Annotated in this window: 22 protein-coding genes; 10 read left to right on the top strand and 12 right to left on the bottom strand. The window is 71.1% G+C overall.

Annotated features, from left to right (window positions below):
- Positions 1 to 157: 157 nt before the first annotated feature.
- Positions 158 to 826: an HAD family hydrolase gene (locus tag ABZ027_RS07530; protein WP_356765348.1), complete on the top strand. Its 669-nt coding sequence runs from the start codon at positions 158 to 160 to the stop codon at positions 824 to 826.
- Positions 827 to 886: 60 nt separating this feature from the next.
- On the opposite strand, the gene ABZ027_RS07525 is transcribed toward ABZ027_RS07530, so the two are convergent.
- The gene (locus ABZ027_RS07525) at positions 887 to 2485 is read right to left on the bottom strand and encodes a peptidoglycan-binding protein (protein WP_356765346.1); all 1599 of its coding nucleotides are present in this window, start codon (positions 2483 to 2485) and stop codon (positions 887 to 889) included.
- Positions 2486 to 2644: 159 nt separating this feature from the next.
- On the opposite strand from ABZ027_RS07525, the gene ABZ027_RS07520 reads away from it, so the two are divergent.
- From ABZ027_RS07520 to ABZ027_RS07510, 3 genes are all read left to right on the top strand, one after another.
- On the top strand, positions 2645 to 4765 hold the full coding sequence (locus ABZ027_RS07520) for an MFS transporter (protein WP_356765344.1): 2121 nt from the start codon (positions 2645 to 2647) through the stop codon (positions 4763 to 4765).
- A 239-nt stretch (positions 4766 to 5004) separates the two neighbouring features.
- On the top strand, positions 5005 to 5721 hold the full coding sequence (locus tag ABZ027_RS07515) for a hypothetical protein (protein ID WP_356765342.1): 717 nt from the start codon (positions 5005 to 5007) through the stop codon (positions 5719 to 5721).
- Positions 5722 to 5726: 5 nt separating this feature from the next.
- Positions 5727 to 6512, top strand: a complete 786-nt coding sequence (locus tag ABZ027_RS07510) for a hypothetical protein (RefSeq protein WP_356765340.1) — start codon at positions 5727 to 5729, stop codon at positions 6510 to 6512.
- Between the two features lie 84 nt (positions 6513 to 6596).
- On the opposite strand, the gene ABZ027_RS07505 is transcribed toward ABZ027_RS07510, so the two are convergent.
- Positions 6597 to 7007: a DUF1992 domain-containing protein gene (locus ABZ027_RS07505; RefSeq protein ID WP_356765338.1), complete on the bottom strand. Its 411-nt coding sequence runs from the start codon at positions 7005 to 7007 to the stop codon at positions 6597 to 6599.
- An 89-nt stretch (positions 7008 to 7096) separates the two neighbouring features.
- Between ABZ027_RS07505 and ABZ027_RS07500 the strand changes: the two genes are divergently transcribed.
- Positions 7097 to 7489, top strand: coding sequence for a hypothetical protein (locus tag ABZ027_RS07500; protein ID WP_356765336.1), 393 nt, complete (start codon positions 7097 to 7099; stop codon positions 7487 to 7489).
- Positions 7490 to 7496: 7 nt separating this feature from the next.
- On the opposite strand, the gene ABZ027_RS07495 is transcribed toward ABZ027_RS07500, so the two are convergent.
- Together ABZ027_RS07495 and proP are read right to left on the bottom strand one after the other, a co-directional pair.
- Positions 7497 to 8168: an O-methyltransferase gene (locus ABZ027_RS07495; protein WP_356765334.1), complete on the bottom strand. Its 672-nt coding sequence runs from the start codon at positions 8166 to 8168 to the stop codon at positions 7497 to 7499.
- Between the two features lie 130 nt (positions 8169 to 8298).
- Positions 8299 to 9660, bottom strand: a complete 1362-nt coding sequence (proP, locus tag ABZ027_RS07490; RefSeq protein ID WP_356765333.1) for a glycine betaine/L-proline transporter ProP — start codon at positions 9658 to 9660, stop codon at positions 8299 to 8301.
- Positions 9661 to 10031: 371 nt separating this feature from the next.
- On the opposite strand from proP, the gene ABZ027_RS07485 reads away from it, so the two are divergent.
- Positions 10032 to 12089 (top strand): bifunctional glycosyltransferase 87/phosphatase PAP2 family protein, encoded by a 2058-nt coding sequence (locus tag ABZ027_RS07485; protein ID WP_356765331.1) that lies wholly within the window; start codon positions 10032 to 10034, stop codon positions 12087 to 12089.
- 115 nt (positions 12090 to 12204) lie between these two features.
- Here the strand turns inward: ABZ027_RS07485 and ABZ027_RS07480 are convergent, their stop codons facing one another.
- Entirely contained in the window at positions 12205 to 13440 is a 1236-nt protein-coding gene (locus ABZ027_RS07480; RefSeq protein ID WP_356765329.1) for a cytochrome P450, read from the bottom strand.
- A gap of 256 nt (positions 13441 to 13696) precedes the next feature.
- Here ABZ027_RS07480 and ABZ027_RS07475 point away from each other — a divergent pair, with 256 nt between their 5' ends.
- On the top strand, positions 13697 to 14866 hold the full coding sequence (locus ABZ027_RS07475; protein WP_356765327.1) for a steroid 3-ketoacyl-CoA thiolase: 1170 nt from the start codon (positions 13697 to 13699) through the stop codon (positions 14864 to 14866).
- On the opposite strand, the gene ABZ027_RS07470 is transcribed toward ABZ027_RS07475, so the two are convergent.
- Positions 14850 to 15140: a DUF397 domain-containing protein gene (locus ABZ027_RS07470; RefSeq protein WP_356765325.1), complete on the bottom strand. Its 291-nt coding sequence runs from the start codon at positions 15138 to 15140 to the stop codon at positions 14850 to 14852. The genes ABZ027_RS07475 and ABZ027_RS07470 overlap by 17 nt on opposite strands.
- The gene (locus ABZ027_RS07465; RefSeq protein ID WP_356765323.1) at positions 15100 to 15948 is read right to left on the bottom strand and encodes a helix-turn-helix transcriptional regulator; all 849 of its coding nucleotides are present in this window, start codon (positions 15946 to 15948) and stop codon (positions 15100 to 15102) included. Before ABZ027_RS07465 ends, ABZ027_RS07470 begins: the two co-directional genes overlap by 41 nt.
- 90 nt (positions 15949 to 16038) lie before the next feature.
- Here ABZ027_RS07465 and ABZ027_RS07460 point away from each other — a divergent pair, with 90 nt between their 5' ends.
- From ABZ027_RS07460 to ABZ027_RS07450, 3 genes are all read left to right on the top strand, one after another.
- Positions 16039 to 16467, top strand: a complete 429-nt coding sequence (locus ABZ027_RS07460) for an ATP-binding protein (protein WP_356765321.1) — start codon at positions 16039 to 16041, stop codon at positions 16465 to 16467.
- A gap of 278 nt (positions 16468 to 16745) precedes the next feature.
- The gene (locus ABZ027_RS07455) at positions 16746 to 17867 is read left to right on the top strand and encodes a S1 family peptidase (protein ID WP_356765319.1); all 1122 of its coding nucleotides are present in this window, start codon (positions 16746 to 16748) and stop codon (positions 17865 to 17867) included.
- A 193-nt stretch (positions 17868 to 18060) separates the two neighbouring features.
- Positions 18061 to 18972 carry a hypothetical protein gene (locus ABZ027_RS07450; RefSeq protein ID WP_356765317.1) on the top strand — a complete coding sequence of 304 codons (912 nt, stop codon included), beginning with the start codon at positions 18061 to 18063 and terminating at the stop codon, positions 18970 to 18972.
- A 694-nt stretch (positions 18973 to 19666) separates the two neighbouring features.
- Here the strand turns inward: ABZ027_RS07450 and ABZ027_RS07445 are convergent.
- From ABZ027_RS07445 to ABZ027_RS07425, 5 genes are read right to left on the bottom strand one after another with little or no spacing between them, the layout of a single operon-like run.
- Positions 19667 to 20494, bottom strand: coding sequence for an ECF transporter S component (locus ABZ027_RS07445; RefSeq protein WP_356765315.1), 828 nt, complete (start codon positions 20492 to 20494; stop codon positions 19667 to 19669).
- Positions 20491 to 22260, bottom strand: coding sequence for an ATP-binding cassette domain-containing protein (locus ABZ027_RS07440; protein WP_356765313.1), 1770 nt, complete (start codon positions 22258 to 22260; stop codon positions 20491 to 20493). Before ABZ027_RS07440 ends, ABZ027_RS07445 begins: the two co-directional genes overlap by 4 nt.
- Entirely contained in the window at positions 22257 to 23432 is a 1176-nt protein-coding gene (locus ABZ027_RS07435; protein ID WP_356765311.1) for a CbiQ family ECF transporter T component, read from the bottom strand. Before ABZ027_RS07435 ends, ABZ027_RS07440 begins: the two co-directional genes overlap by 4 nt.
- On the bottom strand, positions 23422 to 24093 hold the full coding sequence (locus tag ABZ027_RS07430; protein WP_356765309.1) for an SCO2322 family protein: 672 nt from the start codon (positions 24091 to 24093) through the stop codon (positions 23422 to 23424). Before ABZ027_RS07430 ends, ABZ027_RS07435 begins: the two co-directional genes overlap by 11 nt.
- On the bottom strand, positions 24090 to 25322 hold the full coding sequence (locus ABZ027_RS07425) for a prenyltransferase/squalene oxidase repeat-containing protein (RefSeq protein ID WP_356765307.1): 1233 nt from the start codon (positions 25320 to 25322) through the stop codon (positions 24090 to 24092). Before ABZ027_RS07425 ends, ABZ027_RS07430 begins: the two co-directional genes overlap by 4 nt.
- Positions 25323 to 25388: the final 66 nt, after the last annotated feature.

The raw sequence follows: 25388 nt of genomic DNA, 5'->3' as shown, positions 1-25388 counted from the left end.
TTTCGGAAGACGGTGGCGGGAGCCGCACTTCTTTTGTACCGTTGAGGAACAAAGTGGTCCCCGCCTGTTCTCCCTGACCGGCGGGCGGGGCCACCTTGTCCCTCCGGGGCACAGTGGAGACACCCCAGGCCCCCTCACCGTGTCTTTGGAGCTGCCGATGACGGCCACCGTCCCGTCCACCGTGCTCACCGCCCGCGCTCTCCTGCTCGACATGGACGGCACGCTCGTCAACTCGGACGCCGTGGTCGAACGGATCTGGCGCCGCTGGGCCGAACAGCACAGGCTGGACGAGGGCGAGGTCATGAAGGTCGTCCACGGCCGGCAGGGCTACGCCTCGATGGCGCTGCTGCTGCCCGACCGCCCGATGGAGCAGAACCACGCCGACAACGCGCGGATGCTCGCCGAGGAGACGGCGGACATGAACGGTGTCGTCGCGATCCCGGGCGCGCCGCAGTTCCTCGCGTCCCTGCGCGGGCTTCCGCACGCCCTGGTGACCTCCGCCGACGTCCCGCTGTCCACCGCGCGCATGGCCGCGGCGGGACTGGACCTGCCCGACGTCCGCGTCACCGCCGAGTCCGTCGGCGCGAGCAAGCCCGACCCCGAGGGATTCCTCAAGGGCGCCGCGGAACTCGGCGTGGCCCCGGCCGACTGCGTCGTCTTCGAGGACTCCGCCGCCGGCATCCAGGCCGGCCGCGACGCCGGGATGCGGGTCGTCGGGGTCGGCCCGAGGGCCGGCTTCCACCGGCCGGACGCGCTGGTACGGGACCTGACGGGGGTGCGGGTGGAGTCGGCGGGGGACGGGACGATCAGGCTGCACCTCGGCTAGGGGCGGTTTCTCCCTCGGCCTCCCTTTCATTCCCACGAGCAGGCCGACGGGCCTACGGGCCTACGGCTCCGAGGTCTCCTTCTCCAGCGCGGCGCGGGTCTCCTGGTCGTAGACGCCGGGGTTGTCGGTGCCGACGCCGCGGGACAACTGGTAGGCGCTCAGCGCGTCCTCGACCTGGGTGCTGAAGTCGCCGTCGACCTCGCCGTTGTACAGGTACCGCTGGTGCAGGCGCTCCTGGAGCTCGGTGACCTCCGGACCACTGTCGCCGCGGCGCAGGACGGGGACGACCTCTTCGTCGTTCTCGGCCCCGTCGCTGGGTTCCGAGCCCGCTTCGGCGCCGTCGTCGTCGGTGCTCGTCGGGCTCCCGGCCGGGGTGGAGGCGGACAGGCTCGGCGCGGCGCTGGACGCGGACGCCGAGGGTGACGAGGAGAGCGAGGGACTCGCGCTGGTCGGGGGCGGAGCGGCGGATGTCGTCGGCGCCGACGCGCTCTCCGTCTCCGGGGGCACCGACGCCGCGCTGGTCGAGGTGTCCGGGACGGCCGCCCGGACCTCCTCCGGCGGCGCGCCTTCCCGGGCGGGCGTCTCGTACGAGAACAGCCCACTGGCCAACCCGGCCGCCGCCACCACGGCGACCACGGCCCCGCCGGCGGCGAGCAGAGCGGTACGGCGACGCCTACGCGGACGCCGATCATCCTCGACCGGCAGGTACCCGACGGTCCCCTCCTCGTCGCCGGTGCCTGCCTTCGCCCGGTCCGCCGCGAAGATCCGCAGGTCGTTGACGCTGGGAGTGGTGGCCGACGGCGCCAAGGGGGTCGGCAGTACGGAGGTCACGTCGGCAGGGGGCGCGGCGGGTGTGCCGAAGGTGGCGTCGGCAGGCGCACGGGACGCATCTGCGGCGGGCGGGGGCGCCGTCCCGTCGGCCACGGGCAGCGGGGCGGTCGCCTCGGCGGGGGAGGCGGCGGGGGCGGACGGCGTCGTGCCGACGGCGGGCAGCAGGGCGGTGGCATCGGCGGCGCCCGGTGGGTCGGCGGCGGCTGCGCCCGGCGCCTTGGCCGGATCCGTGGCGGGCGGGGTCGCGGCGGCGCCGGTGGTGGAGAGCAGGGCGGTCGCGTCGTTCGCGGCCTGCGCGGAGACCGCGTCGACGCCGGGACGAGCGGACGTCGGCTGCACGGCGGGCAGCGAGACGGTGGCGTCCAGGTCGGGCCTGGCGGCGCCCGGTGCGGTGGGCGGGTGGTGGCCTCGGACGGTGGGCCAGGGCTCGCGCCCCGCGGAATCCGCGTTCACCCGGGGAAGCGCCGTAGTCGCGTCCGGGTCGGTCGTAGCGTGCGAGTCGGACGAGGCGGACGTGTCACCGGGCACCGCCCCCCGCTTGGCCGCCTCCGCCCCCTGCTTCCCGTGCGGCCCCGGCGTGACCCCCTGCTTCCCGTTCGGCCCCGCCTCCAGTTCTCCCGCCGCCCCCCGTTCCGGCTCCTCGCTCGGCTGCAGCTCCACATATGGGCGTATCCGCAGCGGATCGAAGTCCTCCGCGGCTGCCGCCTCCGCCGTACGCGCGTCGCGCAGGGCCTCGGACGCTCGCTGCGTGCAGCCGCATGACGGGGTGTTGTCGGCAGCCCTGGGCGTTCCGCACTCCGGGCACAGGTGCCCCTTCGGGTCGTTCACGTGTTCGTCCCTCCCCTCGCGAACTTCAGAGATTATGCAGATCTTCTTCACACCGTCGCCCCGAGCCCCCGGAACGTCAGCTTCCAAAAGGACTCAACAGGCCATAACCGGTCACACCGATCACGATGGAACTCGAAACGGGACGCTCAGGAGGACTTCATGGCCGGGGACGCGCACGGTGTGACCGGAAAGGTGGGAGAGGGCGAAGAAGGGCAAGACGAGCGAGACGGTCAACACGACCGGGACGGGCGAGAAGGGCAGGACGGGCAAGGCCCGCCGGAAGAGCACGTGCCCGGCAACGTCCTCGTCTCCATCGGCGCCCTGCTCCTCGGGATGCTGCTCGCCGCCCTCGACTCGACCATCGTGTCGACGGCGCTGCCCACCATCGTCAGTGAGCTCGGCGGCCTGGACCACCTGTCCTGGGTGGTGACCGCGTACCTGCTCGCCTCGACCGCCGCGACCCCGCTGTGGGGCAAACTCGGTGACCAGTACGGGCGCAAGCGGCTGTTCCAGATGGCGATCGTGATCTTCCTGGTGGGCTCGGTGCTGTGCGGCGCCGCGCAGGACATGCCGCAGCTGATCGCGTTCCGGGCCCTGCAGGGGCTCGGCGGCGGTGGGCTGATGGTGCTGTCGATGGCCATCGTGGGCGACCTCGTGCCGCCCCGCGAACGTGGCCGCTACCAGGGGATGTTCGGTGCCGTCTTCGGGACGACCAGCGTGCTCGGTCCGCTGCTGGGCGGGTTGTTCACCGAGCATCTGAGCTGGCGCTGGGTCTTCTACGTCAACCTGCCCGTCGGCGTGGTCGCGCTGGCCGTCATCGCCACCGCCCTGCGCATCCCACGCAAGTCCACCCGGCACGTCATCGACTACCTCGGCACGTTCCTGATCGCGTCCGTCGCCACCTGCCTGGTGCTGGTGGCGTCCCTGGGCGGTACGACCTGGGGCTGGGGCTCGCCGCAGATCGTGGGCCTGGCGGTGCTGGGCGTCGTACTGGCCGTGGTGTTCGTGGCCGTGGAGCGGCGGGCCGCCGAACCGGTCCTGCCGCTGAAGCTGTTCCGGATCCGCACCTTCGCGCTGTCCGCCGTCATCAGCTTCGTCGTCGGCTTCGCGATGTTCGGCGCGATGACCTATCTGCCGACCTTCCTCCAGGTCGTCCAGGGCGTCTCCCCGACCCTGTCCGGCGTGCACATGCTGCCGATGGTGCTCGGACTGCTGCTGGCGTCGACGTTCTCCGGACAGGTCGTCAGCCGCACCGGCCGCTGGAAGGTGTTCCCGGTCGTCGGCACCGGCGTGACCACCCTCGGCCTGCTCCTCCTGCACCGGCTCGACGAGAACAGCTCCACCGCCGCCATGAGCGGCACCTTCCTCGTGTTCGGGCTGGGCCTCGGCCTGGTCATGCAGGTCCTCGTCCTGATCGTGCAGAACGCCGTCTCGTACCAGGATCTCGGCGTCGCCACCTCCGGCGCGACCTTCTTCCGGTCCATCGGCGCCTCCTTCGGTGTCGCCGTCTTCGGCACCCTCTTCGCCAACCGTCTCGGCCAACAGCTCACCGACGCCTTCAGCGGTTCCCGGCTCCCGCCCGGCGCCTCGGTGGCCGCGCTGGAGTCCGACCCGCGCACGATCGCCGCCCTGCCGGCCGGCCTGCGCCAGCCCGCCCTGCACGCCTACGCCTCGTCCATCACCGACGTGTTCCTGTACGCCGTTCCCGTCGCCGTCCTCGGTTTCGTACTGGCCTGGTTCCTCAAGGAGGACAGGCTGCGCGGCTCGGTCACCGCCCCGGACGTCACGGAGACGCTCGCCAGCAACCCGGTGGAGCGGTCGTCGTACGACGAGGTCTGCCGCGCGCTGTCCGTGCTCGGCACCCGCGAGGGCAGGCGCGAGATCTACCGGAAGATCACCGCGGACGCCGGGTACGACCTCCTGCCCGCGGCCAGCTGGATGCTGCTGCGGATCAAGAGGTACGGCAGGGTCGAACCGGCCCTGCTCGCCGAGCGCAGCACCGTCCCGCTGATTGTCGTCATCGAGGCCGCCCGCCAGATCGAGGAGCGGCGACTGGCCGAACGACAGGGCCCCGACCTGCTGCTGACGGAGCGGGGCGGCGAGGTCGCCGACCGGCTCGCCGAGGCCCGCGCCGAGTCGCTGGCCGAACTACTCGGCGACTGGTGGGGTCCGGACCGGCCGACGGACCTGACGCAGCTGGTGGAGGAGCTCAACAGCGAGCTGTGCGGCTCGGAGGCTGAACGTCCGCACGACGGACGCCCGTTGCCCCGGTTCAGCTGAGCCGCCGGCTCCCGCGCCCGCTCGACGCCCTGCGTGACGAGACTCCTCGTCCCGGGCGCCCCGGGCGTTTTCACCGGCACCTTCTCGATGCCCTCACCCTCGCGCCGTTCTGGCCGGTGCCGAATCGACACGCGACCGACACGAATGCGCAGACCGTTTGAGGGCCGCCGTCCGGGCTACCCGCTCGGGGAACCGGCCCACAGGGAGAGCCGGTTGGGTCGAGACCCAGGAAGGCATTCATGTCAACAGGCGTGATCATCGCTTTGATCGTGGCCGTCGTCGTCATCGTCGCGGCCGTCCTGGCTCTGCGGGCCCGGCGCGGGCCCGGCGGCCAGAACCTGAAGCGGCGCTTCGGCCCCGAGTACGACCGGGCCGTGTCCCGGCACGACGGGGACACCAAGGCCGCCGAGCGCGAACTCACCGAGCGCGTGGAACGGCACGGGTCGCTGCGTCAGCGGCCGCTGGAGCCGGGCCGACGCGAGCAGTACGAGGCGCGCTGGACGGCGGCCCAGGAGCGCTTCGTCGACTCGCCGCGGGAGGCCGTGGCCGAGGCGGACCGGTTGCTCGCCGAGCTGGCCGGTGAGCGGGGCTTCCCGGACGGAGCCCAGTACGAGGAGCAGCTCGCCGCGCTGTCCGTGCACCACGCGCACCATGTGCAGGGCTTCCGGCGGGTGCACCGCGTCGCCCGCGCGGACGCGGTCGCCGGGCAGGACGGTGACGGCCGCGCCGGTACCGAGGAGATGCGCGAGGCCATGGTCGAGGCACGGGCCCTGTTCGAGGACCTGGTGAGCCCGGCCCGGCACGAGGACCACCACGACCGGCGCGACCACGCGGACCACGGGGCCCGGTCCCGGGAGTTCGCCGAACGGTCCGACCGCGGTACGGCGCCCGCCCGTGGCGGCGGACGCGCCCACCTGCCGAGCGGATTCACCAGGCGTCACGCGAAGGGGAGTTGACCGACATGACGGACGCAATGACCGGCCCGGGCGCCGAGGGCGCCCCGCGCGACGGCAAGCCGAGGGGCCGGGCGACCCGCCCCGCGACACCCCCCGGACACGACCCGGCGACGGACGCGCCCACCGCGACCCCGCACGCCGAGCGGCCCGAGGGCCCGACAACGACGATCCGTGACAAGGCCCGCGACACGGCCCCGGCGGAGCCGGACGTCCGGACGACCCGGGCCGGCGACACGGCACACCGCGGCGACACCGCGCGAGGTGGCCTGGGGTCCGGCGCCGACACCACAGCGGGCCGGACCGACGGGGTCGGTCGCACCGGCGGGCAGGGCGGGTCCGGTGGGCTCGATGGGTCCGGCGGGCTCGGCAGCGAGACCACCGCTGGCCGCGACAGCGCCTCGGGCCGCGCGGGCAGCCCGGGTCAGGCGGTCATCCGCGACCAGACCGGCGACCACGCCGACCGCGTCGGCACGCGCGGCGAGACCGGCGGTCACGGCAGTCCGCTGCTCCCGCGGGACGAGTGCGAGAAGCTGTCCCAGCAACTCCACCACGCCGTCGCCGGGTTCGTGGACGGGCCGCGGGACTCCGTGGCGGAGGCCGACCACGTACTGGAGGAGGCGGCCGCCCGCTTCACCGAGGCCGTGACCCAGCGTCGTCGTACGCTCCGCGGGGCCTGGCACTCCACGGACGGCGACGACGGGGGCAAGCCCGCGACGAGCACCGACACCGAGCAGCTCCGGCTGGCCCTGCGGGACTACCGCGAGCTGGCAGACCGGCTGCTGCGTCTCTGACGCCGCCCCGCCGACCCCGCCCGTCCCGACCACCTGAGTCGCACGGAGCCGTACGACTCCGTGCGACTCCCTACGACGGTCGACCTACTCAGCCGCCTCCCGGAGCTCCCGCCACCGCCGTACGACCTCCTCGACGTCATACGGCTTCAGTCCCAGCGGGGGCCCGGGTGGCGGCTTGAACATGACGTCCCGGATCTTGACGTTGATGTCCTCGACGAGCTTGCGGACCAAACGCTCGGTGGGTGCCCGCAGGGCTGCCGCGAGGGTGTCCTCGGCCTCCTTGCGGAGGGCCAGGGTGGGTGGCAGGAAGGACAGACCCTCGCGGGCGAGCTTCCGCTTGACCCACCACAGTTCGTCGTAGGTCGTGTCGGTGCCTTCGGGCAACGGCTTTCCCGCGCCGGGGAGTTGGGCGAACTCGCCCCGTCTCTCCGCTTCGCGGATCTGTTTGTCCACCCAGGACTCGAACGGAACACCGGGTGGCTTTCGCTCGGTCATGAGTCCATTGTGCCGGACGTGTGATGGCCGGGCGATTTATCATGCGGCGGCTGTGTAAGAACACTTCAGGCACCTCAGAAGGAGCGCACGTGCTCGAACTCACCATGGCCGCCGTCTCCGCGGCGGACGCGGGCGCCACGGCCGGCATGCTCATGGCCGACGCACCCAGTGACCCGGGCGCCGTGCTGCGGCTGGGCCGGGACAAGTCGGTGTGCAGGCTCTCGACGCCGGACGACTGGCTGTTCATCTCCCGGGTCCACCTGGAGTTCCTGTGCGGCCCCGACGGCACCTGGCAGGTGACCTGGCTGCAGGGCTCCCAGCCCGACCCGTCCTCGGAGGTCCGGCTGACCGTCGGCGAGTACGCGCAGCCCCTGTCCTACGGGGGTACGGCCCCGTTGCCCAGGGGCGGCAGCGGCGAGATCATCATCCAGGACCGCACCGCCCCGCGCAGCGTCAACGTCGGCTTCTACCACGAGGTCTGACCAGCGGCTAGGCGAGCACCCGGACCAGCGCGAAGCCGTCGTAGCCCTTGCCGCCGACCGTCTGGATCGCGGTGCCGTCCAACCGGGGGTGCTTGCCGATCAGTTCGAGGGCGGTCCGGGTGCCCTGGACGTCCGGCGCGGTGCTGTCCGCGTCGGCCACCCGGCCGCCGCGCACCACGTTGTCGACGATGATCAGGCTGCCCTCGCGGGTGAGCCTGAGCGCCCACTCCACGTAGTGCGGGTTGTTGCTCTTGTCGGCGTCGATGAAGACCAGGTCGAAGGGCGCCGGGTTCTCGTCGGCCAGCTGGGGCAGCGACTCCAGCGCCGCGCCCACCCGCACGTCGACCAGCTTGTCGAGGCCCGCGCGGGCGATGTTGCGGGAGGCCACCTCGGCGTGCCGGGGGTCGTACTCCAGGGTGACCAGGCGGCCGTCGGCGGGCAGCGCGCGGGCCAGCCAGATGGTGCTGTAGCCGCCGAGGGTGCCGATCTCCAGGATGGTGCGGGCGCCCTGGATCTGCGCGAGGAGCTGGAGCAGCTTCCCCTGCGGCGCGGTGACGGCGATCTGCGGCAGCTCGGCGGCCTCGCTGTCGCGGATCGCCGCGTCCAGGACGTCGTCGTCGGGCGCGAGGTGGGTGGTGATGTAGTCGTCGACGACGTCCCAGAGCTGCGACTCGCTCATGCACCTGTGCCTTTCGGGTATCTAGTTAGATCCGCTAACGAATATAGTCCCGCGCCGGTGCGCTGTCAGGAGGCACGCGCCGACGGGTTTCAGCCGATCGGCCCAGGCGCCGGACGAGTCGCCCGCCGGACTACCGCTCCATCGAGGGCGCCGCCCCCGGCAGTGGCCTGCCCGCCGACTCGGTCATGAACCACGCCGCCACCCCGCCGACGACAGCCGCCGCCATCATGTAGTAGGCGGGCATCATCATGTTCCTCGTCGCCCCGATCAGCGCCGTCACCACCAGCGGGGTGGTCCCGCCGAAGAGGGACACCGACACGTTGAACCCGATCGAGAGGGAGCCGTAACGGACCCGCGTCGGGAACAGGGCGGGCAGGGCCGACGGCATGGCCGCCGTGAAGCACACCAGCAGCAGCCCCAGCGCACCCATGCCGAGCGCCACCGCGGCCAGGCTGCCCTGGCGGATCAGCAGCAGGGCCGGCACGGACAGGAACAGGAAGCCCGCGCAGCCCGCCGCGATGACCGGGCGGCGGCCGACCCGGTCGGTGAGCGCGCCCGCGAAGGGCTGGGCGACCATCATCAGGGCCATCACGCCCAGCACGACCAGCAGGCCGTGGGTCTCGTCGTACTTGAGCTCACTGGTGAGATAGCTCGGCATGTACGACAGCAGCATGTAGTCGGTGACGTTGAAGACCAGCACCAGGCCCACGCACAGCAGCAGTGCCCGCCACTGGCCGACGACCATCTCGCGCAGCGGCACCTTCGGGCGACGGGACTCGGCCTTCTCGACCTCGGCCGCGAACGCCGGGGTCTCCTCCAGGCGCAGCCGCAGGTAGAGGCCGACGATGCCCATGGGGCCCGCGATCAGGAACGGGACCCGCCAGCCCCAGGACAGCAGATCGTCGGTGGACAGCAGCGCCGTCAGCAGCGTGACCAGGCCCGCGCCGCCGATGTAGCCGGCCAGCGTGCCGAACTCCAGCCAGCTGCCGAGGAAGCCGCGCCGCCGGTCGGGGGCGTACTCGGCGATGAAGGTGGAGGCGCCGGCGTACTCGCCGCCGGTGGAGAAGCCCTGCACCAGGCGGGCGGCCAGCAGGAGCAGCGGCGCGCCGACGCCGATCGAGGCGTACGAGGGGATCAGGCCGATGGCGAACGTGCCCGCCGCCATCATGATCATGGTGACGGCCAGCACCTTCTGGCGGCCGACGCGGTCGCCGAGGGGGCCGAAGACGATGCCGCCGAGCGGGCGGACCAGGAAGGCGGCGGCGAAGGCGCCGAAGGTGGAGAGCAGCTGGGCGGTCGGGTTGCCGGACGGGAAGAAGACCTTGCCCAGGGTGACCGCGATGTAGCTGTAGACACCGAAGTCGAACCATTCCATCGCGTTGCCCAGCGCGGCGGCCCGCACGGCACGCCTGACGAGCGCGGGGTCGGTGACGGAGCCGTTCTTCGGGTCGACGGCCGGGGAGGGGGGAGGGGCGACTGTGGCAGTCGGCAAAACTTCGCTCGCCACCTTTCGACGGGGACGGGGGACGGGCCTGGGCGACGGCGCCGGCGGACAGGCCGAAAGTGACCATAGGCGCAGATGCCGCCGTCACGGCCCGCACACAAGTCGATGCATGGTGCACGTAAATGCGCCGTGAACAGGCCCGCGGACCTGTTTCCGAGCGGTTCTCACGAGGGCTTTCTGTGATCCTTCTCGCGTCCCGCGGAGGCAACCGCTCCGTTTGCGCACTATCGTCAAGCGGACAAAAGGGAAATGTCCGTCAGGTGAGCGGAGTGGCCCGTGTCCTTCTCCAGGGGGTGGTGTGACCTCCCGGGGTTCGCAGGGCGATCCGACACGTGGACGGGGCGGGAGGCCGACCAGGCGTGGCGAACGCGGAGCACGGCGGACGAGCGGCGGGAGCTTTCGGAGCGACGGCCGTCGGTCCGGCCATGGCCGCTCAGGCCCGTCTGCGGGTGGCACGGCTGGCCCTGTGGCTCGTCGCCGCCGTCCTCGCCGCTCGCCAGGTGGCCGTCGTCCTCAGGACGCCCCGGGGCGACCGGCTGACGGACCTGGAGACCTGGGTCGGCCCCCACGGCGTCCTGCACGTGAACGGCTCGTTGTACGACTCGACCTCCTTCACCGGCACCCCCTTCGCCGGACTGGTGCTCAAGCCGCTCACCAGAACCGCCGAGCAGGCCCTCGGCTGGGGCTGGACCTTCGGCACCCTGCTGCTGGTCGTCGCCCTCGGCCTGATCGCCGCGCGCGCCCTGCCGCAGCCGGTCAGCAGACGCACCTCCCTGCTCGCCGCGCCGGTCGCGATCAGCCTGCTGATGCTGTCACTGCCGATACGCAACGCCCTCCACCTCGGCCAGACCAGCGTCATCCCGGTCCTGCTCGTGCTGCTCGGCTGCTTCGCCGTACGCGGTCAGCGCGCCTGCGGCCTGCTCATCGGCTTCGCGGCGGCCCTGCAGCCCACCGTGCTGCTCTTCGCCCCGCTGCTGTGGTTCACCGGCCGCCGCCAGGCCGCGCTCTCCACCGGCCTCACGTTCCTGGGATGCACCGCCGTCGCCTGGGCGGCGATGGGACACGACTCGTACACCTACTGGGTGCACCACCTGGCCGGCACCGGCCTGGGCGGCAGCGCCGACGACCTCGCCAACCAGTCCCTGCACGGCTCCCTGCTGCGGACGGGCCTGTCCGGTCCCCTGGAGATCAGCCTCTTCCTCCTGCTCGGCGCGGGCGTCGCCGTCCTCGGCCTGCGCCGCGCGGTGCGCTACGCCCGCGACGGACAGCTGCTGCTCGCCGTCGCGCTCACCGGCTGCGCCGCGATCGCCGTCTCGCCGACCACCTGGCAGCACCAGCTGCTGTGGCTGCTGCTCGCGGTCGTCGGCCGGGTCGGCAAGCGGGCCGGCGACCGGTACGTGTGGCCGGTCGCCGTCGTGCTGGTGATGACGCTGCCCGCGAAGATGCTGCTGCCGAACATGCCCTGGCTGCACGGCCTCCGGGACAACATGGTGCTGCTGGCCGCGGTCGCCGCCGCCACCGTCGTGCCGTTCCTGTCCCGGACCTCGCCGCACTACCGGTCACCGCTCCCGACCGCGTACGCCCCACCGGTGCCCGCCCGCTTCCGGCGCGTCCAGCTGCCGACCTTGTTGCGCCGGGCCCTCAGCCGCCCGAACCTTCTGCTGGAACTGCTGCTGCTGCGCGTCACCTACGCCGCCTACGGCCAGGTCAGGGCCATGGTGGCCGCCGACCGGTCCACCGCCGAGCACCACGGCCGCCAGATCCACTCGCTCGAGAAATGGCTGTCCATCGACATCGAGCGCTGGGCCAACCACGCCGTGGTGCGGGTGAACTGGCTGCGCGACGTCCTCGACTTCTCGTACGTGTCCTTCCACTTCGCCGTCCCGCTCACCATCCTCGCCGTGCTCTACCTCCGCCGCCCCGCCGACTACCGCTGGGCGCGCTCCGCGCTGGGCCTCGCCACCCTGCTCGGCCTGCTCGGCTTCTGGCTCTACCCGCTGGCCCCGCCGCGCCTGATGCCGGGCTCCGGCTTCATCGACACGGTGCACGGCGTCCAGGACTTCTCCAAGCCGGACTACGGCGCGATGACCGAGGTCGCCAACCAGTACGCGGCGATGCCGTCACTGCACTTCGGCTGGGCCCTGTGGTGCGGCATCGTGATCGCGGTCCTGGCTCCCACGTGGTGGATGAAGTCGCTGGGCCTGCTGCACCCGCTGCTCACCGGGTCCGCGATCGTGGCGACCGCCAACCACTGGGTCCTCGACGCCGTCGGCGGTGCGGCCGTGGCCGGCGCGGGCTTCGGCCTGACGTACCTGTTGACGGGGCCGCGCGCGGCTGCCGTGACGGCCACCGCCGACACGCCCGTCTCCGGGGGCCGTGGCGTACCGGCCGGGAAGCGGACACCCACCGGAGACTGACCCGGATCGCGGATCGCGGATCGCGGATCGCGGATCGTCGCCCTCGCCCTCGGCATCCCGACCCGGACGGGCCGACGGTGCCGGGAAACCGTCGGCCCGAGTACCGGGGTGTACGTCAGCCCGTGCTGACCTGGAGCTCCTTCACCCCGTTGATCCACGCGGACCGCAGCCGCCGCGGATCGCCCGTCGGTCTCAGGGTCGGCATGGCGTCGGCGATCGCGTTGAAGATGAGGTTGATCTCCAGCACCGCCAGTGACTTGCCGAGGCAGAAGTGCGGGCCGCCGCCCCCGAACCCGAGGTGCGGATTGGGATCGCGGGTGATGTCGAAGGCGTCCGGGTTCTCGAAGACCTCGGGGTCGTGGTTGGCGGAGGCGTAGAACAACCCCACCCGGTCACCCCTCTTGATCTGCTGGCCGCCCAGTTCGGTGTCCCGGGTGGCGGTGCGCTGGAAGGAGTTGACCGGAGCCGCCCACCGCACGATCTCCTCGGCCGTCGTCGCGGGCCGCTCCCTCTTGTACAGCTCCCACTGCTCGGGATGGGTGAGGAAGGCGTGCATGCCGTGGGTGATGGCGTTGCGCGTCGTCTCGTTGCCCGCCACCGCCAGCATCAGCACGAAGAACCCGAACTCGTCGGAGCTGAGGCTGCCTTCGTCCTCGGCCGCCACCAGCGTCGTCACGATGTCCTTCGCCGGGCACTGCTTGCGATCGGCGGCCATGTTCATGGCGTACGCGATGAGTTCGGTGGCCGACTCCGCGCCGATCTCCTCGGTGATCGCGTACTCCGGATCGTCGTACGAGATCATCTTGTTGGACCAGTCGAAGATCTTGGCCCGGTCGTCCTGCGGGATGCCGATGAGCTCGGCGATGGCCTGCAGGGGCAGCTCGCAGGCGACCTCCGTGACGAAGTCGAAGGAGCCCGAGCGGGCACGGGCGCTCGCCGCGATCGCCTGGGCGCGGGAGCGCAGGTTGTCCTCCAGCGCGCGGATCGCCCTCGGCGTGAACACCCGCTGCACGATCTGCCGGACCCGGGTGTGCTCGGGTGGATCCATGTTCAGCAGGATCAGCCGCTGCGCGTCGATCGCGTCCCGCTCGATGTGCTCGTTGAAACGGATGATCGCCGTGTTCAGGTACGAGGAGAAGATCTCCGGATGCGTGGAGACGTACTTGACGTCCGCGTGCCGCGTCACGGCCCAGTATCCCTCGTCCTGGAACCCGGCGAGGTTGCTCGTCTGGGGGATCCAGCGGACCGGTTCGGCCCGGCGCAGCTCGGCGAACTCCGGCAGGGGGACGCGGTGTTGCAGCAGGTCGGGGTCGGTGAAGTCGAACCCGTCGGGGACAGCTGGACAGGGCATGGGCGACTCCGGCTGAGGTTCTTGGCCGCATTGTTTCTGACGGTCCATCAGGAGTGAGGTCGCCGTGAAGGTAGTAACGGGTTCCATAAGTAGCAAGGGGTGCGGCGCCCCGAATTGCCTGCACGCCTCTTGCGGTTGCGGGCGGCAGGTCAGCAGACTGCACATGGAACGGAACTAGAACACGTACTAGTTCCGCGTGGCGGGCCGGGCCGGGACGCCCCCGCGCCGCGCGGGTATCGGAGGAGAGGAACTCCCCATGGCCGCGGAACCCGTGATCGTCGAAGCTGTACGCACCCCCATCGGCAGGCGCGGCGGCGCGCTCGCCCATCTGCACCCCGCCTATCTCCTGGGCGAGACCTACCGTGAACTCCTGGGCCGCACCGGCATCCCCGCCGACGCGGTCGAACAGATCGTCGGCGGCACGGTCACCCACGCCGGCGAACAGTCCATGAACCCCGCGCGCACCGCCTGGCTGGCCGTCGGGCTGCCCTACGAGACGGCCGCGACGACGGTCGACGCGCAGTGCGGCTCCTCCCAGCAGGCCTCGCACATGGTCGCCAACATGGTCGCGGCCGGGGTCATCGACGTCGGCGTCTCGTGCGGCGTCGAGTCGATGTCGCGGGTGCCGTTGGGGTCCGGATCGAAGCACGGGCCGGGGAAGCCGTTCCCCGACGAGTGGAACGTGGACCTGCCCAACCAGTTCGAGGCGGCGGAACGGATCGCGCGGCACCGCGGACTGACGAGACAGGACGTCGACTCCCTCGGGCTCGCCTCCCAGGAACGGGCGGCCGTGGCCTGGGCGGAGGAGCGGTTCAAGCGCGAGACCTTCGCGGTGCAGGTTCCGACCACGGAGGACGAACAGGCCGCCGGTCAGGGCATGTGGCGCCTCGTCGACCACGACGAGGGCCTGCGCGACACGTCGATGGAGGCGCTGGCCGGACTCAAGCCGGTCATGCCGACGGCCATCCACACGGCGGGCAACTCCTCGCAGATCAGCGACGGCGCGGCGGCGATCATGTGGGCGTCGAAACGGATGGCGAGGGCGCTGAAGCTGCGGCCCCGCGCCCGGATCGTCGCGCAGGCCCTCGTCGGAGCGGACCCGCACTTCCACCTCGACGGACCCATCGACGCCACCCGTGCGGTGCTGGGGAAGGCGGGCATGTCCCTGAAGGACATCGACCTCGTCGAGATCAACGAGGCCTTCGCCTCCGTGGTGTTGAGCTGGGCCAAGGTCTTCGACCAGGACCTCACGAAGGTCAACGTCAACGGCGGCGCGATCGCGCTCGGGCACCCGGTGGGCGCCACCGGCGCCCGGCTCATCACCACCGCGCTTCATGAACTGGAGCGCAGGGACAAGGAGTTCGCGCTGGTGACGATGTGCGCGGGCGGCGGCCTGGCCACCGGGACGATCATTCAGCGGCTGTAGTCGTCCACTTCACGAACGTGGTGAACGCGGCGGGGCCGAGGGTGAGGATCGGTCCCGCCGGGGTCTTGGAGTCGCGGACGGCGACGTTGATGGGGTCGCCGGCGTGGGGGAGTTCGGCGATCTCGACGCACTCGCCGCCCTGGTCGCCGCTGTACGTCGACTTGCGCCAGGCGAGTCGGCCGAGCGGCGCGCACTCGATGCAATTGCCGCCCTGGTCGCCGCTGTAGCTGGACTTACGCCACTGGATCTCCGTCGGAATCGCGTTGTTCTCCATAGCGTTCCTCCATCAAGCGCCGGATCAGCTCCGCCGATTCTCTGAGGGAGAGTGCGGATGCCTGGAGGTGATCGTAACGGAGCGAGCAGTCCTTGACAGTGTCTGGGTTGGCGGTCGGATGCCCGCTTCCGTACCCCTCGGTGTAGCTGATGGTGGGATCGCTGGCGAAACGGTAGAGGTCGAACGCGCCTTGTAATCCGGCATGCGTTCCAGTCGAGAACGGCATCACCTGGATGTTGATCCGGGGGTTGTTTTCGAAGGCCAACAGGTGGGCCAGTTGGCCGCGCATGGTGTCCAGGCCGCCGGTCTCCTGGTACAGCGCGGCTTCGCTCAGGACTGCCCAGAAGACGGGCGGTTCCTCCTTCTCGAAGATGCTCTGGCGGGCCAGTCGTACGGCCGTGCGGTCGTCCAGGTTGCTTTGATCCAGTGCGCCGAGAACCGCACGCGCGTAGGCCTCGGTCTGGAGAAGACCGTGGATCATGTGGGTCTCGAACGAGTAGATCTCTGTGGCCCTGGCTTGAAGCTCCGCCACCTGCCTGAACCATGCTGGCAGTTGACTGCGCATCACCAGCTCGACGAGTCGCGAGAGCAACCCGCCCGTCCCCAGCGCCGCGTCCACCCGCTCACTGAACTCGGGCGTCGGCAGCTTGCGAGCCGTCTCGATCTGACCGACCAGCGACCCGGTGTAGCTGACGATGTCGCCGAGCTGTCGTTGGGTCAGCCCGGCGGTCTCTCTGTGTCGCCGCAGCTCGAAGCCGTAGTAGTCGAGCGGCGAGGCGCCGGGGTCGAGGACGTGGATGTTGGTCACGCGGGCCCCTCTCGGGCAACTCGGTCCACAGCGGAACCAGTTGTGTTCATTCAGTAGCCCAGCGTAGTTATGCGAGGTCATCCTCGTCATGTGAACGCATACATTCCTCCCGCGCTGTGCGGCCCCGCGTCCGTCCAGTACCGCCTGAGCCTCACCGCCGGTGAGCACTCGGCCCGCCACATCCGCCGTATCGTCCGCTCGCTGCTGGAGGAGTGGGAACTGCCGGAGCTGTCCGACGCCGTGGAACTGGGCGTGACGGAGCTGGTCGCCAACGTCGTACGGCATGTCCCGGACCGACGGTGTTCGGTCTTGGTGCAGCGGCTGGCGGGGGCGGGGGTGCGCGTGGAGGTGGGGGACGGTTCGCCGGAACTGCCTTGTCCCTCCGCCGAGTTGTCGGTTACGGAGGAGAGGGGTCGCGGACTGCTCCTGCTGGAGGCGGTGGCGGACAAGTGGGGGGTGGGGCCGCGGCCGGGGGGTGGCAAGAGGGTGTGGTTCGAGTGCGGCACGGAAGGCGGCTGAATCGGCTGATACTCCAGCCGTAGATCGTGATCTTTTATGGCTGTTGGGCGGCCTGGATCTCTAAGGACCACAGTGACCACCCCGCGCCCACGGCGGCGAGGCCAAGACGGGTTTCCGGGAGGACTTTTCGGCCCGCAGCTTGTGGGTTCAAGCCAGATGTGATCAGCAAGCGGAATTGTCATGTCCAATTCACTGGTCGGTCATCTGCTGTCGTGAGTCTCGCCGAGCAAGTCGATCACAGGGAGCGCAATTCAACTTCGACAAGCAGGGGGGCATACATGCGAAGACGTCATCACGCGTACCGGGGGATCGTAGCGGCGGCAATCGGCGGGATTCTCATGCTGACCACATTTACCGTCGCCCAGGCGGCGCCGGCGCCGCTCACCGATCCGGAAGAGGTGGCGGCGATCGCCGATCAGCTGGGCAACAAGCGCTCAGCCGGCATCTACTCGCAGGACGAACGCCTCGTTGTCGCCGTTACCGATCAGGCCGCGGCAGAAACCGTGCGCAGCGCTGGGGCGGCAGCGGAGGTCGTTCCTTACAGCGCGGCCGAGCTCAGCTCCGCCAAGGCGGAACTGGATCAACTGGCGGGGATACCCAACACCACTTGGAGCATCGACCCGAGCAGCAACCGGGTGAACGTAAAGATCTACGACGGGGTCTCCGACGCCGACAGGACTCGAATCGAGAAGGCCGTTTCCGGATTCGGGGACGCGGTCGACATAACCGAACACTCCGGCAAGATCGAATCGACCGCGTACGCCATGCGCGGCGGCCTAGGCATAAGGTCGAGTTACACGTCAGGCGGGGAAAACTGGGGCAGATTCTGCTCTGCCGGATTTAACGTGCAGAATTCCAGCGGTAAGAAGTACATGCTTACCGCCGGCCACTGCATAGAGGGGGGTGCTGTCACCTGGCGCCGCAGTAGCGGGGACATCCCCCTCGGAAGGGCCATCGACTGGGCCTTCGGCAATGACGTGAATCAGTCCGACTACGGAGTGGTGGAGTACGGCAACAGCGACGTCGCGCCATACGGAACGATCCAGTACAGGGACGGCTCGGAAGGGCAGATCTCGCGTTCCGCCTCCGCGTTCGACGGGGAGAAAGTGAAGCGCGTAGGGACCATGAGCCAGGACCTCGTGGGCATGGTGCTGGCGACGGACGCGACGGTCACCTACGCCGACGGCACCACGCTCAAGCACATGATCGAGGCGAGCAACTGCACTGTGCATGGTGACAGCGGAGGACCCTTGTTCAGCGATGAGACAGCGCTGGGCCTCAATTCGGGCGGAAATTATGCCGACCAGCCCTGTGGGGATTCCGACAGTCAAGCGGACCGTTCCAGCTTCTACGAGCCGGTATACAAGGTGCTCTCCTGGGAAGGCCTGAAGATCTACTAGGCCACTGACTACCTCTCGCTGTCTGCGGCCCTGCGACACCAACACTGACGCGGCAGGCGGCGAGAGGCCGTGAGTGAACCCGGATGCGCTGCTCCGCGTCGAAGGTGTGGGAGTGGGTCAGTGCTGGGCGCTGAGAGTCCCCGCGCCCTTGTGTTCCGTAGTTAACCCCTCTTCGGCCGCCACAGAGGACTTCATGAAAACGCAACCGAAGCGCTCCGTTTGCATCCTGTTGGTATCACTCCTGAGCACGAGTCTCCTTGCTGGTTGTGGCGATGATCAGCGCACAGACGATGGTCGTGCGAACGATCAGTCGCTGCGCATACAGGAGGGGCGCGCCCGTCAGGTAGCCGATGCCTGGCGGGCATCTGAAGCCGCCGCTGCCTGGGCGCAGGGCTACTACCCGATGGCCGACGCGGTGCAGAAGCCGGTATCCGGCTGGCGCAGTAAGGCAGACGAGCGAGCCTTCGAAACGAAGAACTTCGTCCTGGGTGGCGATCTGCCCAGCACGGCCTCCACTCGCGGGAAGGTGGACTGGGGAGACGGGAAAGATCTCACTCGCCCACTGATTAGCTCAAAGAAGGCATACCAGTCATTCGCCCTCAATCGCAGCGCCGGACCCCACCTGACCGTGACTGGGGCCCGGCTCGGTACGACAACCATCGTGACAAGCCGCGGCAAGGCAACCGTTCCCGCATGGTTGTTCACGCTGGAGAGCTACGACACCCCCCTCAAGCGTGTAGGCGTAACCCCGTCAAAGCTTCCCAAGCCGCCGATCAGCCAAGCCCGACAAGGGGCTACTGGCGGCCTCAGGAGCATCGCCCGGCTGGCCGGAACGGCGGCAGATGGTCGCTCCGTAACGGTGAAGGCCACTCACGGGTCGTGCGACGACGGCCCCATCGTCAAAGCGCTGGAGACAAAGGAGAGCGTAGTACTGTACGCCTCCATCAAGGGGGCCGAAAGCGGCACATGCGCCGCCGACATGATCGAACAGAACGTGAAGGTTGAACTGTCGCAGCCGCTCGGTAACCGCCTCCTCCTGGATGCCCTCACCGGTCGCCCCTTGCCGTTCGGAGACCCCAATGGGACGGCACCGAGTTGGACGTAAGCGCAACAGCATCCAACCTTCCATGTACGTCGTCCACGCCGGAGCAGTCGCCGCCGAGCAACAGCGGGGGCGGGAGTTCACCGACGTAGAGGACATCGAGATCGAACCGGGTCGTACCGGTATGCTCCTCAACTCGCCGAACCAAATGCTCAGTCACAGCGCTGATGGCCGTGTCCAGGGCGGGAGTCGAGTGTTCGGTCCTGCGTGGGGACACCAGCAGCGGTTCGTTTCTTGAGCTGCGTTTTGGTAGTGGCAGCGGCGGGCGACGGCTTGGCGGTGTCTTCGCCAGGTCGACCATTTCAGTGCATGGGCGATGGGATCGCGGTCGGCTTGTGGGTGGGGCAGGAGAGTGTCCAGGAGTCGCCGGATATCTGCCACGGTGAGCGGGACGAGGGCTGATCCGTTTGCAGCCCCCTTGCGGTGTCCTGGAAACACTCCTCGACCGCCCGGCGGGAGCCGCTACCTGGGGGGCGCGGGGATCTCAGGATCCTGGATATTGAGCGGAGACTTATGGACTTCGCGTTGCTGGCCATGGGAATCGGGGTGAAGGGAAACCCGGCCCTGACCTGGATCACGTTCGGGCCATCGTCTTATGGGGAGTGCTGATGGTGTACCGGGAGAAACGGAAGAAGAAGTAGTCCCCGGCTCCGCAAGAGGCCGTGGGCGCAGCCGTTCTCCTGGCAGGACGGCTGCGCTACGTGTCGAACGTGACCGGCGTCTCGAACGCCGCCCGGCGGGTGGCGCGGCGTAGGGCGCGCAGGAGCGCCGGGCCGATCAGGAAGGTCAGGACGACGGTGACCAGGGCCCGGCCCAGGTCCCAGCCCAGCGAGGTGGCCAGGCAGTAGGCGACGAAGCGGGCCAGGTTGTCGGGGACCGCGGCGTCCGGGGCGAAGGCGATGTTCGACGCGTTCTGCTGCATGAACGGCCAGCCGGCCAGGTTCATCACCGTGCCGTAGGCGAAGGCGGCGAGGAAGCCGTACCCGGCCAGCAGGCCCAGCTCCAGCCGGCCGCGCAGACGGTCCGGACCCGGCAGCAGGCCCGCACCCATCGTGAACCAGCCCATCGCCAGCATCTGGAACGGCATCCACGGGCCCACCCCGCCCGTGAGCAGCGCCGACGCGAACATCGTCACCGACCCGAGGACGAAACCGAAGCCGGGGCCGAGTACCCGCCCGCTCAGCACCATCAGGAAGAACATCGGCTCGATACCGGCCGTTCCGGCCCCGATCGGCCGCAGCGCCGCTCCCGTCGCCGCCAGCACCCCGAGCATCGCCACCGCCTTCGGGCCCAGCCCCGACTCGGAGATCGTCGCGGCGACCACGGCGACCAGCAGGACCAGCAGACCCGCGAAGAGCCAGGGCGCGTCCTGCGCGTGCGCGCTGACCCGGGAGGCCGGCGGGGCGAGGAACGGCCAGCAGAAAGCGACCACGCCGACGCCGCTGACCAGGGCGAGAGCGAGCAGGGAACGAGGGCCGAGACGGACCGCGCGGGCCTGTCGGGTGGTGTCGTGTGCGGCGGTCATGACAGGGCCTTGCGCACCTGGGCCACCGTGAGCCACTTCAGCGGCGCCAGGATCTTGGTGACCTGCGGAGCGAAGGACGGGGACGCGACCACCACGTCCGCCGTCGGCCCGTCCGCGATCACCTCGCCGTCGGCCAACAGCACCACCCGGTGGGCCAGTTCGGCGGCCAGCTCGACATCGTGCGTGGCCAGCACGATCGCGTGCCCGTCGGCCGCCAGCCCCCGCAGGAGCGCGACCAGGCGCGCCTTCGCCGCGTAGTCCAGGCCCCGCGTCGGTTCGTCGAGGAGCAGCAGCGGAGGGCGGGCGGTCAGGACCACGGCCAGGGCGAGCGCCAGTCGCTGCCCCTCGGAGAGGTCGCGCGGGTGGGTGCCGTCGGTGATGCCGGGGAGCAGCCCGCCGACCAGTGCCCGGCAGGTGCCCGCCGCCGCGCCCGCGTCCCGGTCGGCGGCCGCGCACTCGGCGGCGACCGTGTCCGCGTACAGCAGGTCCCGGGGTTCCTGCGGGACCAGACCCACCAGGCGTACGAGGTCACGCGGGGGAGTCCGGTGCGGTACGGCTCCGCCTACCCGGACGGATCCGGCGGCCGGCGCGACCAGCCCGACGAGCGCCGCGAGCAGCGTTGACTTCCCGGCGCCGTTGCGGCCCATGAGGGCGACGGTCTCGCCGGGACGGACGGCCAGGTCGATGTGGCGGAGGGCCTGGACGCGGTCACGACGGACGGCGAGGGAGCGGACGTCGGCCGCGGGGGCGCCTGTGGCATCAGGAGCTGTGGCGGCTGGGGGCTTTTTACGCAGGCGCCAGCGGGAGGCGGGGGCGGGGGTGTTGGCGGTGGTGGAGTTGGCTGCGGTGTCGGCGGAGAGGGCAGCGGGTGCCGGGAGCGGTCCGGCGACGTGTCCGGGGTCGGGGTCGGCTACAGCCCCCGTGACCGGTTCGTCCCCCGCTGCCTCCCGTCCGGTCAGCCGTTCCCGCAGGGCACCCGCGCGACGCCGGGCGTCCCGGACCGTCAGGGGCAGGGGGGACCAGTCGGCGAGGCGGCCCAGCCCCACCACCGGCGGGTACACCGGCGATACGGCCATGATCTCGGCCGGGGTGCCGAGGACCGGCGCGGCTGACGGCGCCGGGAGGAGGGCGACCTGGTCGGCGTACTGGATGACGCGTTCCAGACGGTGCTCGGCCATGAGGACCGTCGTACCGAGGTCGTGCACGAGCCGCTGGAGCACCGCGAGGACCTCTTCCGCCGCCGCCGGGTCGAGCGCGGACGTCGGCTCGTCCAGGACCAGGACCCGTGGGTGCGGGGTGAGGACCGAGCCGATCGCGACCCGCTGCTGCTGGCCGCCGGAGAGCGTGGCGATGGGCCTCTCGCGCAGGTCGGCGAGGCCCAGGAGATCGAGGGTCTCCTCGACGCGGCGGCGCATCACGTCCGGGGCGAGGCCCAACGACTCCATGCCGTAGGCGAGTTCGTCCTCGACGGTGTCCGTCACGAAGTGCGAGAGCGGGTCCTGACCGACGGTCCCCACCACGTCGGCGAGTTCGCGCGGCTTGTGCGTGCGGGTGTCCCGGCCGGCGACGGTGACCCGGCCGCGGAGGGTGCCCCCGGTGAAGTGCGGGACGAGACCGCTGACCGCGCCCAGGATCGTGGACTTGCCCACGCCGGACGGGCCGACGAGCAGGACGAGTTCACCTTCCGGCACCTCGAAGTCGACGTCGCGGACGGTGGGTTCGGCGGCACCGTCGTACGTCACGGAGACGCTCTCGAAACGGATCACGACGGTTCCTTGAGTGAGGACGTGTGCGAGGGCTGAACGGACCCGGATGCGGGCCTGGGCCGGAACGCGGGGGCGGACGCGGGCGCCGGGGCGACGAAGGCCGGGAGGAGGCCGAGCAGGACGGCCGCCGCGGGCCACAGCGGGAGGGCGGGGGCGACGAGGGGGACCACGCCGGGGTGCAGCGCCTCGGGGTCGCGGGAGGCGGCGAGGGTCAGCAGGACGGCGACGGCGGCACCGGACCCGGCGACCAGCCAGGCGCGGACGTCCCACCGGTCGGGACGGTAGCGGGTGCGCAGCGAACGCCGGCCGCCGAGGTGCAGACCGGCCAGGGCGGCGGCGAGCCCGGCGAGCAGGACGGGCAGACCATAGGTGCCGCCCTCGGCGGTCAGCAGACCGTACGTTCCCGCGCAGACGCCCAGCAGACCGCCGAGGGTGAGCGCGGCGGTCGTACGGCGGACGCGGGCGGGAACGTCGGCGCTGCGGCCGTAGCCGCGGGCGTCCATCGCGGCGGCGAGGGAGACGGAGCGTTCGAGGGCCCCCTCCAGCACCGGCAGACCCACGTGCAGCAGGCCGCGGACGCCCCGGTCCGGTCGGCCGCGGAGTCGGCGGGCGGCGCGCAGCCGCTGCACGTCGGCGATGAGGTTCGGGGCGAAGGTGAGGGCGACGACCACCGCCACACCCATCTCGTACAGGGCGCCCGGCAGGGACTTGAGGAGCCGGGCCGGGTTCGCGAGCGCGTTCGCAGCGCCGACGCAGATGAGCAGCGCGGCGAGCTTCAGGCCGTCGTAGAGCGCGAACAGGAGCCCCTCGGCGGTGACCCTGCCGCCGAGGCGGATGCCCTGCGCCCAGTCGGGGAGGGGGACTTCGGGGAGGGTGGCGAGCACGTGCGTGCCGGGCACGGGGGAGCCGAGGACCACGGCGAACAGGAGACGGATGAGCAGGACCGCCAGGGCGAGTCTGGCGAAGGCGGAGTAGGAGTGCGCGGTGGGGGTGTCGGGGCGGCGGGCGGCCACCACGTACGCGGAGGCGGCGATGAGCAGCGCCAGCAGGAGGGGGTTGGTGGTGCGGGTGGCGGCGGTGCCGAGGCCCAGGGCCCACAGCCACCAGGCACCGGGATGCAGCCCGGCCCGGTGCAGGGGCCGTCGGCCGGACCACTCGAGGCTACGACCCATCCCTGCGCCGCCTCGCCTGCCACGCCGCCGCCGCGCCCAGTACGGCGACGGCGGCCACCCCGGCGAACAGTCCGACGGAAGGTCCCCCGCCCGCCGAGTCCTTGTCCTTCGCCCGCGTCGGGTTCTGCTCCTCGGACGGGGCCCCCGGCGTCCTTCCCGTCGCCACCTGCTCCCCGCAGCCGGTCCTCGGGTAGCCCGCGATCGCGCACAGCAGAGCGCCGGTGTCGTAGCGCAGGGGTTTGGCGGCCGAGGCGAGGGCCTCCGCCGTCGTGGCGTCGGGGGAGACGACGGCGCACGCCGTTCGTCGCGTCGGTGGGCTCTCGCCGGACGGGGCGTCCGTCCTGGTGCCGAAGTCGATGACCAGGGCCACCCTCTTGCTGCCGTCGCGTGCGGGCGAGTGGGCGCAGATCGTGCCGAAGTCGGCCGTGCCGCGCGGCTGTGCGGCGTCGCCGGAGTCCTCGCTCACCGCGAAACGGAAGCCCTGGACGTCTCCGTCCGAGGGGCGGGCGGTGGAGGGGCCCTGGGTCGCGTACGTCCACCGCCCGCCGTCGCGGTCCCAGAAGGACCAGTAACGGTAACCGGCGGCCTGCGCCTGCCCCATGGCCCCCACCAGGAGGAACAGGACGGTCGCGAACAGCGTGACGGCAGGGCGTCGTGTCACGGCCGCTTCCCCTTGGCGCGGCCGCTGAGCAGAAAGCCGATGCCGGCCCCGGCGGCGAGCCCCGCGCCGACCATCCACCAGACGTTCTCTCCGCCCGAGCCGTCGTCCGCGGCGGACTCACCGGACTCACCCGGCGCACCGGATGCCGCGCTCGCCGTCCGCGGGGCCGGTCCCGTCGCGTTGAGCTGCCGCACCAGGTCTGTGCCGCCGAAGTCGCGCGGATCCGTGCCGGTCGCGTGCGCGGCGAACACCAACTGGGCGTAGGCGGCGGGCCCGTTCGACTTCGCCCACGCGGACGAGTTGCGCTCCAGCCACTTCAGGGGCCCGGCGGCCCGGTCGGCCCCGCCCTGCGCGGCGAGCGCCACGACGGCGTCGGCGGTGTTGCCGAAGTCGGGCCGGTCGGTGGCGCCGGGGAGGGCGGACATCAGGTGGCCGCCCTTCCCGAGCGCCTTGCTGAGATAGGCGGCGCCGTTGGCGGCGGCCCGCTGCGGAGAGGGGGAGCCGGCGTCCGAACAGGCGGCGGCCTCGGCCTTCTTGGCGGGCTCCACCCTCAGCCCCTTGCCGAGCGCGCCCACCACACCCGCCGCCGTGGCGTCCGCGTTGGCCGCCAACTTGCGCTTCTTGTCCGGCTGGAAGGCGAAGGCCCCGGCGCCCTCGCCCTCGCACGGCAGGGCGAGCTTCACCAGGGCGTCGTACGGCGACCGGCCGCCCTTCTGGATCCGCGCGGGCTTCTCCCCCACGGCGGTCAGCGCGCCGACGACGACGGACGTCGAGTTCGTGTCGCTGGCGCCGCCGGGTGCGTAGCCCCAGCCGCCGTCCGTGTTCTGCACGGACTTCAGCCAGGCGACGGCCTTGCCGGTGGCGGCCCGGTGGCCGCCGAGCGCGGTGAGCGCCTGGACGGCGGCGGCCGTGTTGTTGGTGTCGACCATGACCTTGGCGTCGCACGGCTTGGAGACGTCGGCGCGGAAGGGAGCGAAGGCGCCGTTCGCGCACTGCTGCCCGGTCAGCCAGTCCACGGCCGAGTTGGCGGGCCGTACGCCCACGGTGTGCTGGGCGAGCAGCGCGAGGGACTGACGCCAGACGCCGTCGTACGTCGGGTCGGAGCTGCCGTAGAGCCCGGCGGGGAGCGCGGGCGACGCGGACGGGGAGGCGGCTTCGGCGGGCGCGGCGACGGCGCCGAGCACGGCGGTGGCGGCGGCCAGGACCATGGCGCGGCGGCGGACGTTCATGATCGGCGGGTGCCTCTCCCTGGGGGAGCCAAACAGCACGGGACACCCCGGCGGCTCGGCTCCGTA

The organism is Streptomyces sp. NPDC006332, from assembly GCF_040612855.1.
Classification (GTDB): domain Bacteria; phylum Actinomycetota; class Actinomycetes; order Streptomycetales; family Streptomycetaceae; genus Streptomyces.
The sequence above is the reverse complement of the archived record's forward strand: the minus strand, read 5'-3'. Positions and strand labels throughout refer to the sequence as shown.

What these genes read in the sequence shown, in the direction of transcription:
- ABZ027_RS07470 (WP_356765325.1), bottom strand. Translation starts at nt 15,140, where the DNA reads ATGGAGAACAACGCGATTCCGACGGAGATCCAGTGGCGTAAGTCCAGC.
- ABZ027_RS07515 (WP_356765342.1), top strand. Translation starts at nt 5,005, where the DNA reads ATGTCAACAGGCGTGATCATCGCTTTGATCGTGGCCGTCGTCGTCATC.
- ABZ027_RS07435 (WP_356765311.1), bottom strand. Translation starts at nt 23,432, where the DNA reads ATGGGTCGTAGCCTCGAGTGGTCCGGCCGACGGCCCCTGCACCGGGCC.
- ABZ027_RS07505 (WP_356765338.1), bottom strand. Translation starts at nt 7,007, where the DNA reads ATGACCGAGCGAAAGCCACCCGGTGTTCCGTTCGAGTCCTGGGTGGAC.
- ABZ027_RS07445 (WP_356765315.1), bottom strand. Translation starts at nt 20,494, where the DNA reads ATGACCGCCGCACACGACACCACCCGACAGGCCCGCGCGGTCCGTCTC.
- ABZ027_RS07530 (WP_356765348.1), top strand. Translation starts at nt 158, where the DNA reads ATGACGGCCACCGTCCCGTCCACCGTGCTCACCGCCCGCGCTCTCCTG.
- ABZ027_RS07480 (WP_356765329.1), bottom strand. Translation starts at nt 13,440, where the DNA reads ATGCCCTGTCCAGCTGTCCCCGACGGGTTCGACTTCACCGACCCCGAC.
- ABZ027_RS07475 (WP_356765327.1), top strand. Translation starts at nt 13,697, where the DNA reads ATGGCCGCGGAACCCGTGATCGTCGAAGCTGTACGCACCCCCATCGGC.
- ABZ027_RS07510 (WP_356765340.1), top strand. Translation starts at nt 5,727, where the DNA reads ATGACGGACGCAATGACCGGCCCGGGCGCCGAGGGCGCCCCGCGCGAC.
- ABZ027_RS07455 (WP_356765319.1), top strand. Translation starts at nt 16,746, where the DNA reads ATGCGAAGACGTCATCACGCGTACCGGGGGATCGTAGCGGCGGCAATC.
- ABZ027_RS07425 (WP_356765307.1), bottom strand. Translation starts at nt 25,322, where the DNA reads ATGAACGTCCGCCGCCGCGCCATGGTCCTGGCCGCCGCCACCGCCGTG.
- ABZ027_RS07495 (WP_356765334.1), bottom strand. Translation starts at nt 8,168, where the DNA reads ATGAGCGAGTCGCAGCTCTGGGACGTCGTCGACGACTACATCACCACC.
- ABZ027_RS07520 (WP_356765344.1), top strand. Translation starts at nt 2,645, where the DNA reads ATGGCCGGGGACGCGCACGGTGTGACCGGAAAGGTGGGAGAGGGCGAA.
- ABZ027_RS07450 (WP_356765317.1), top strand. Translation starts at nt 18,061, where the DNA reads ATGAAAACGCAACCGAAGCGCTCCGTTTGCATCCTGTTGGTATCACTC.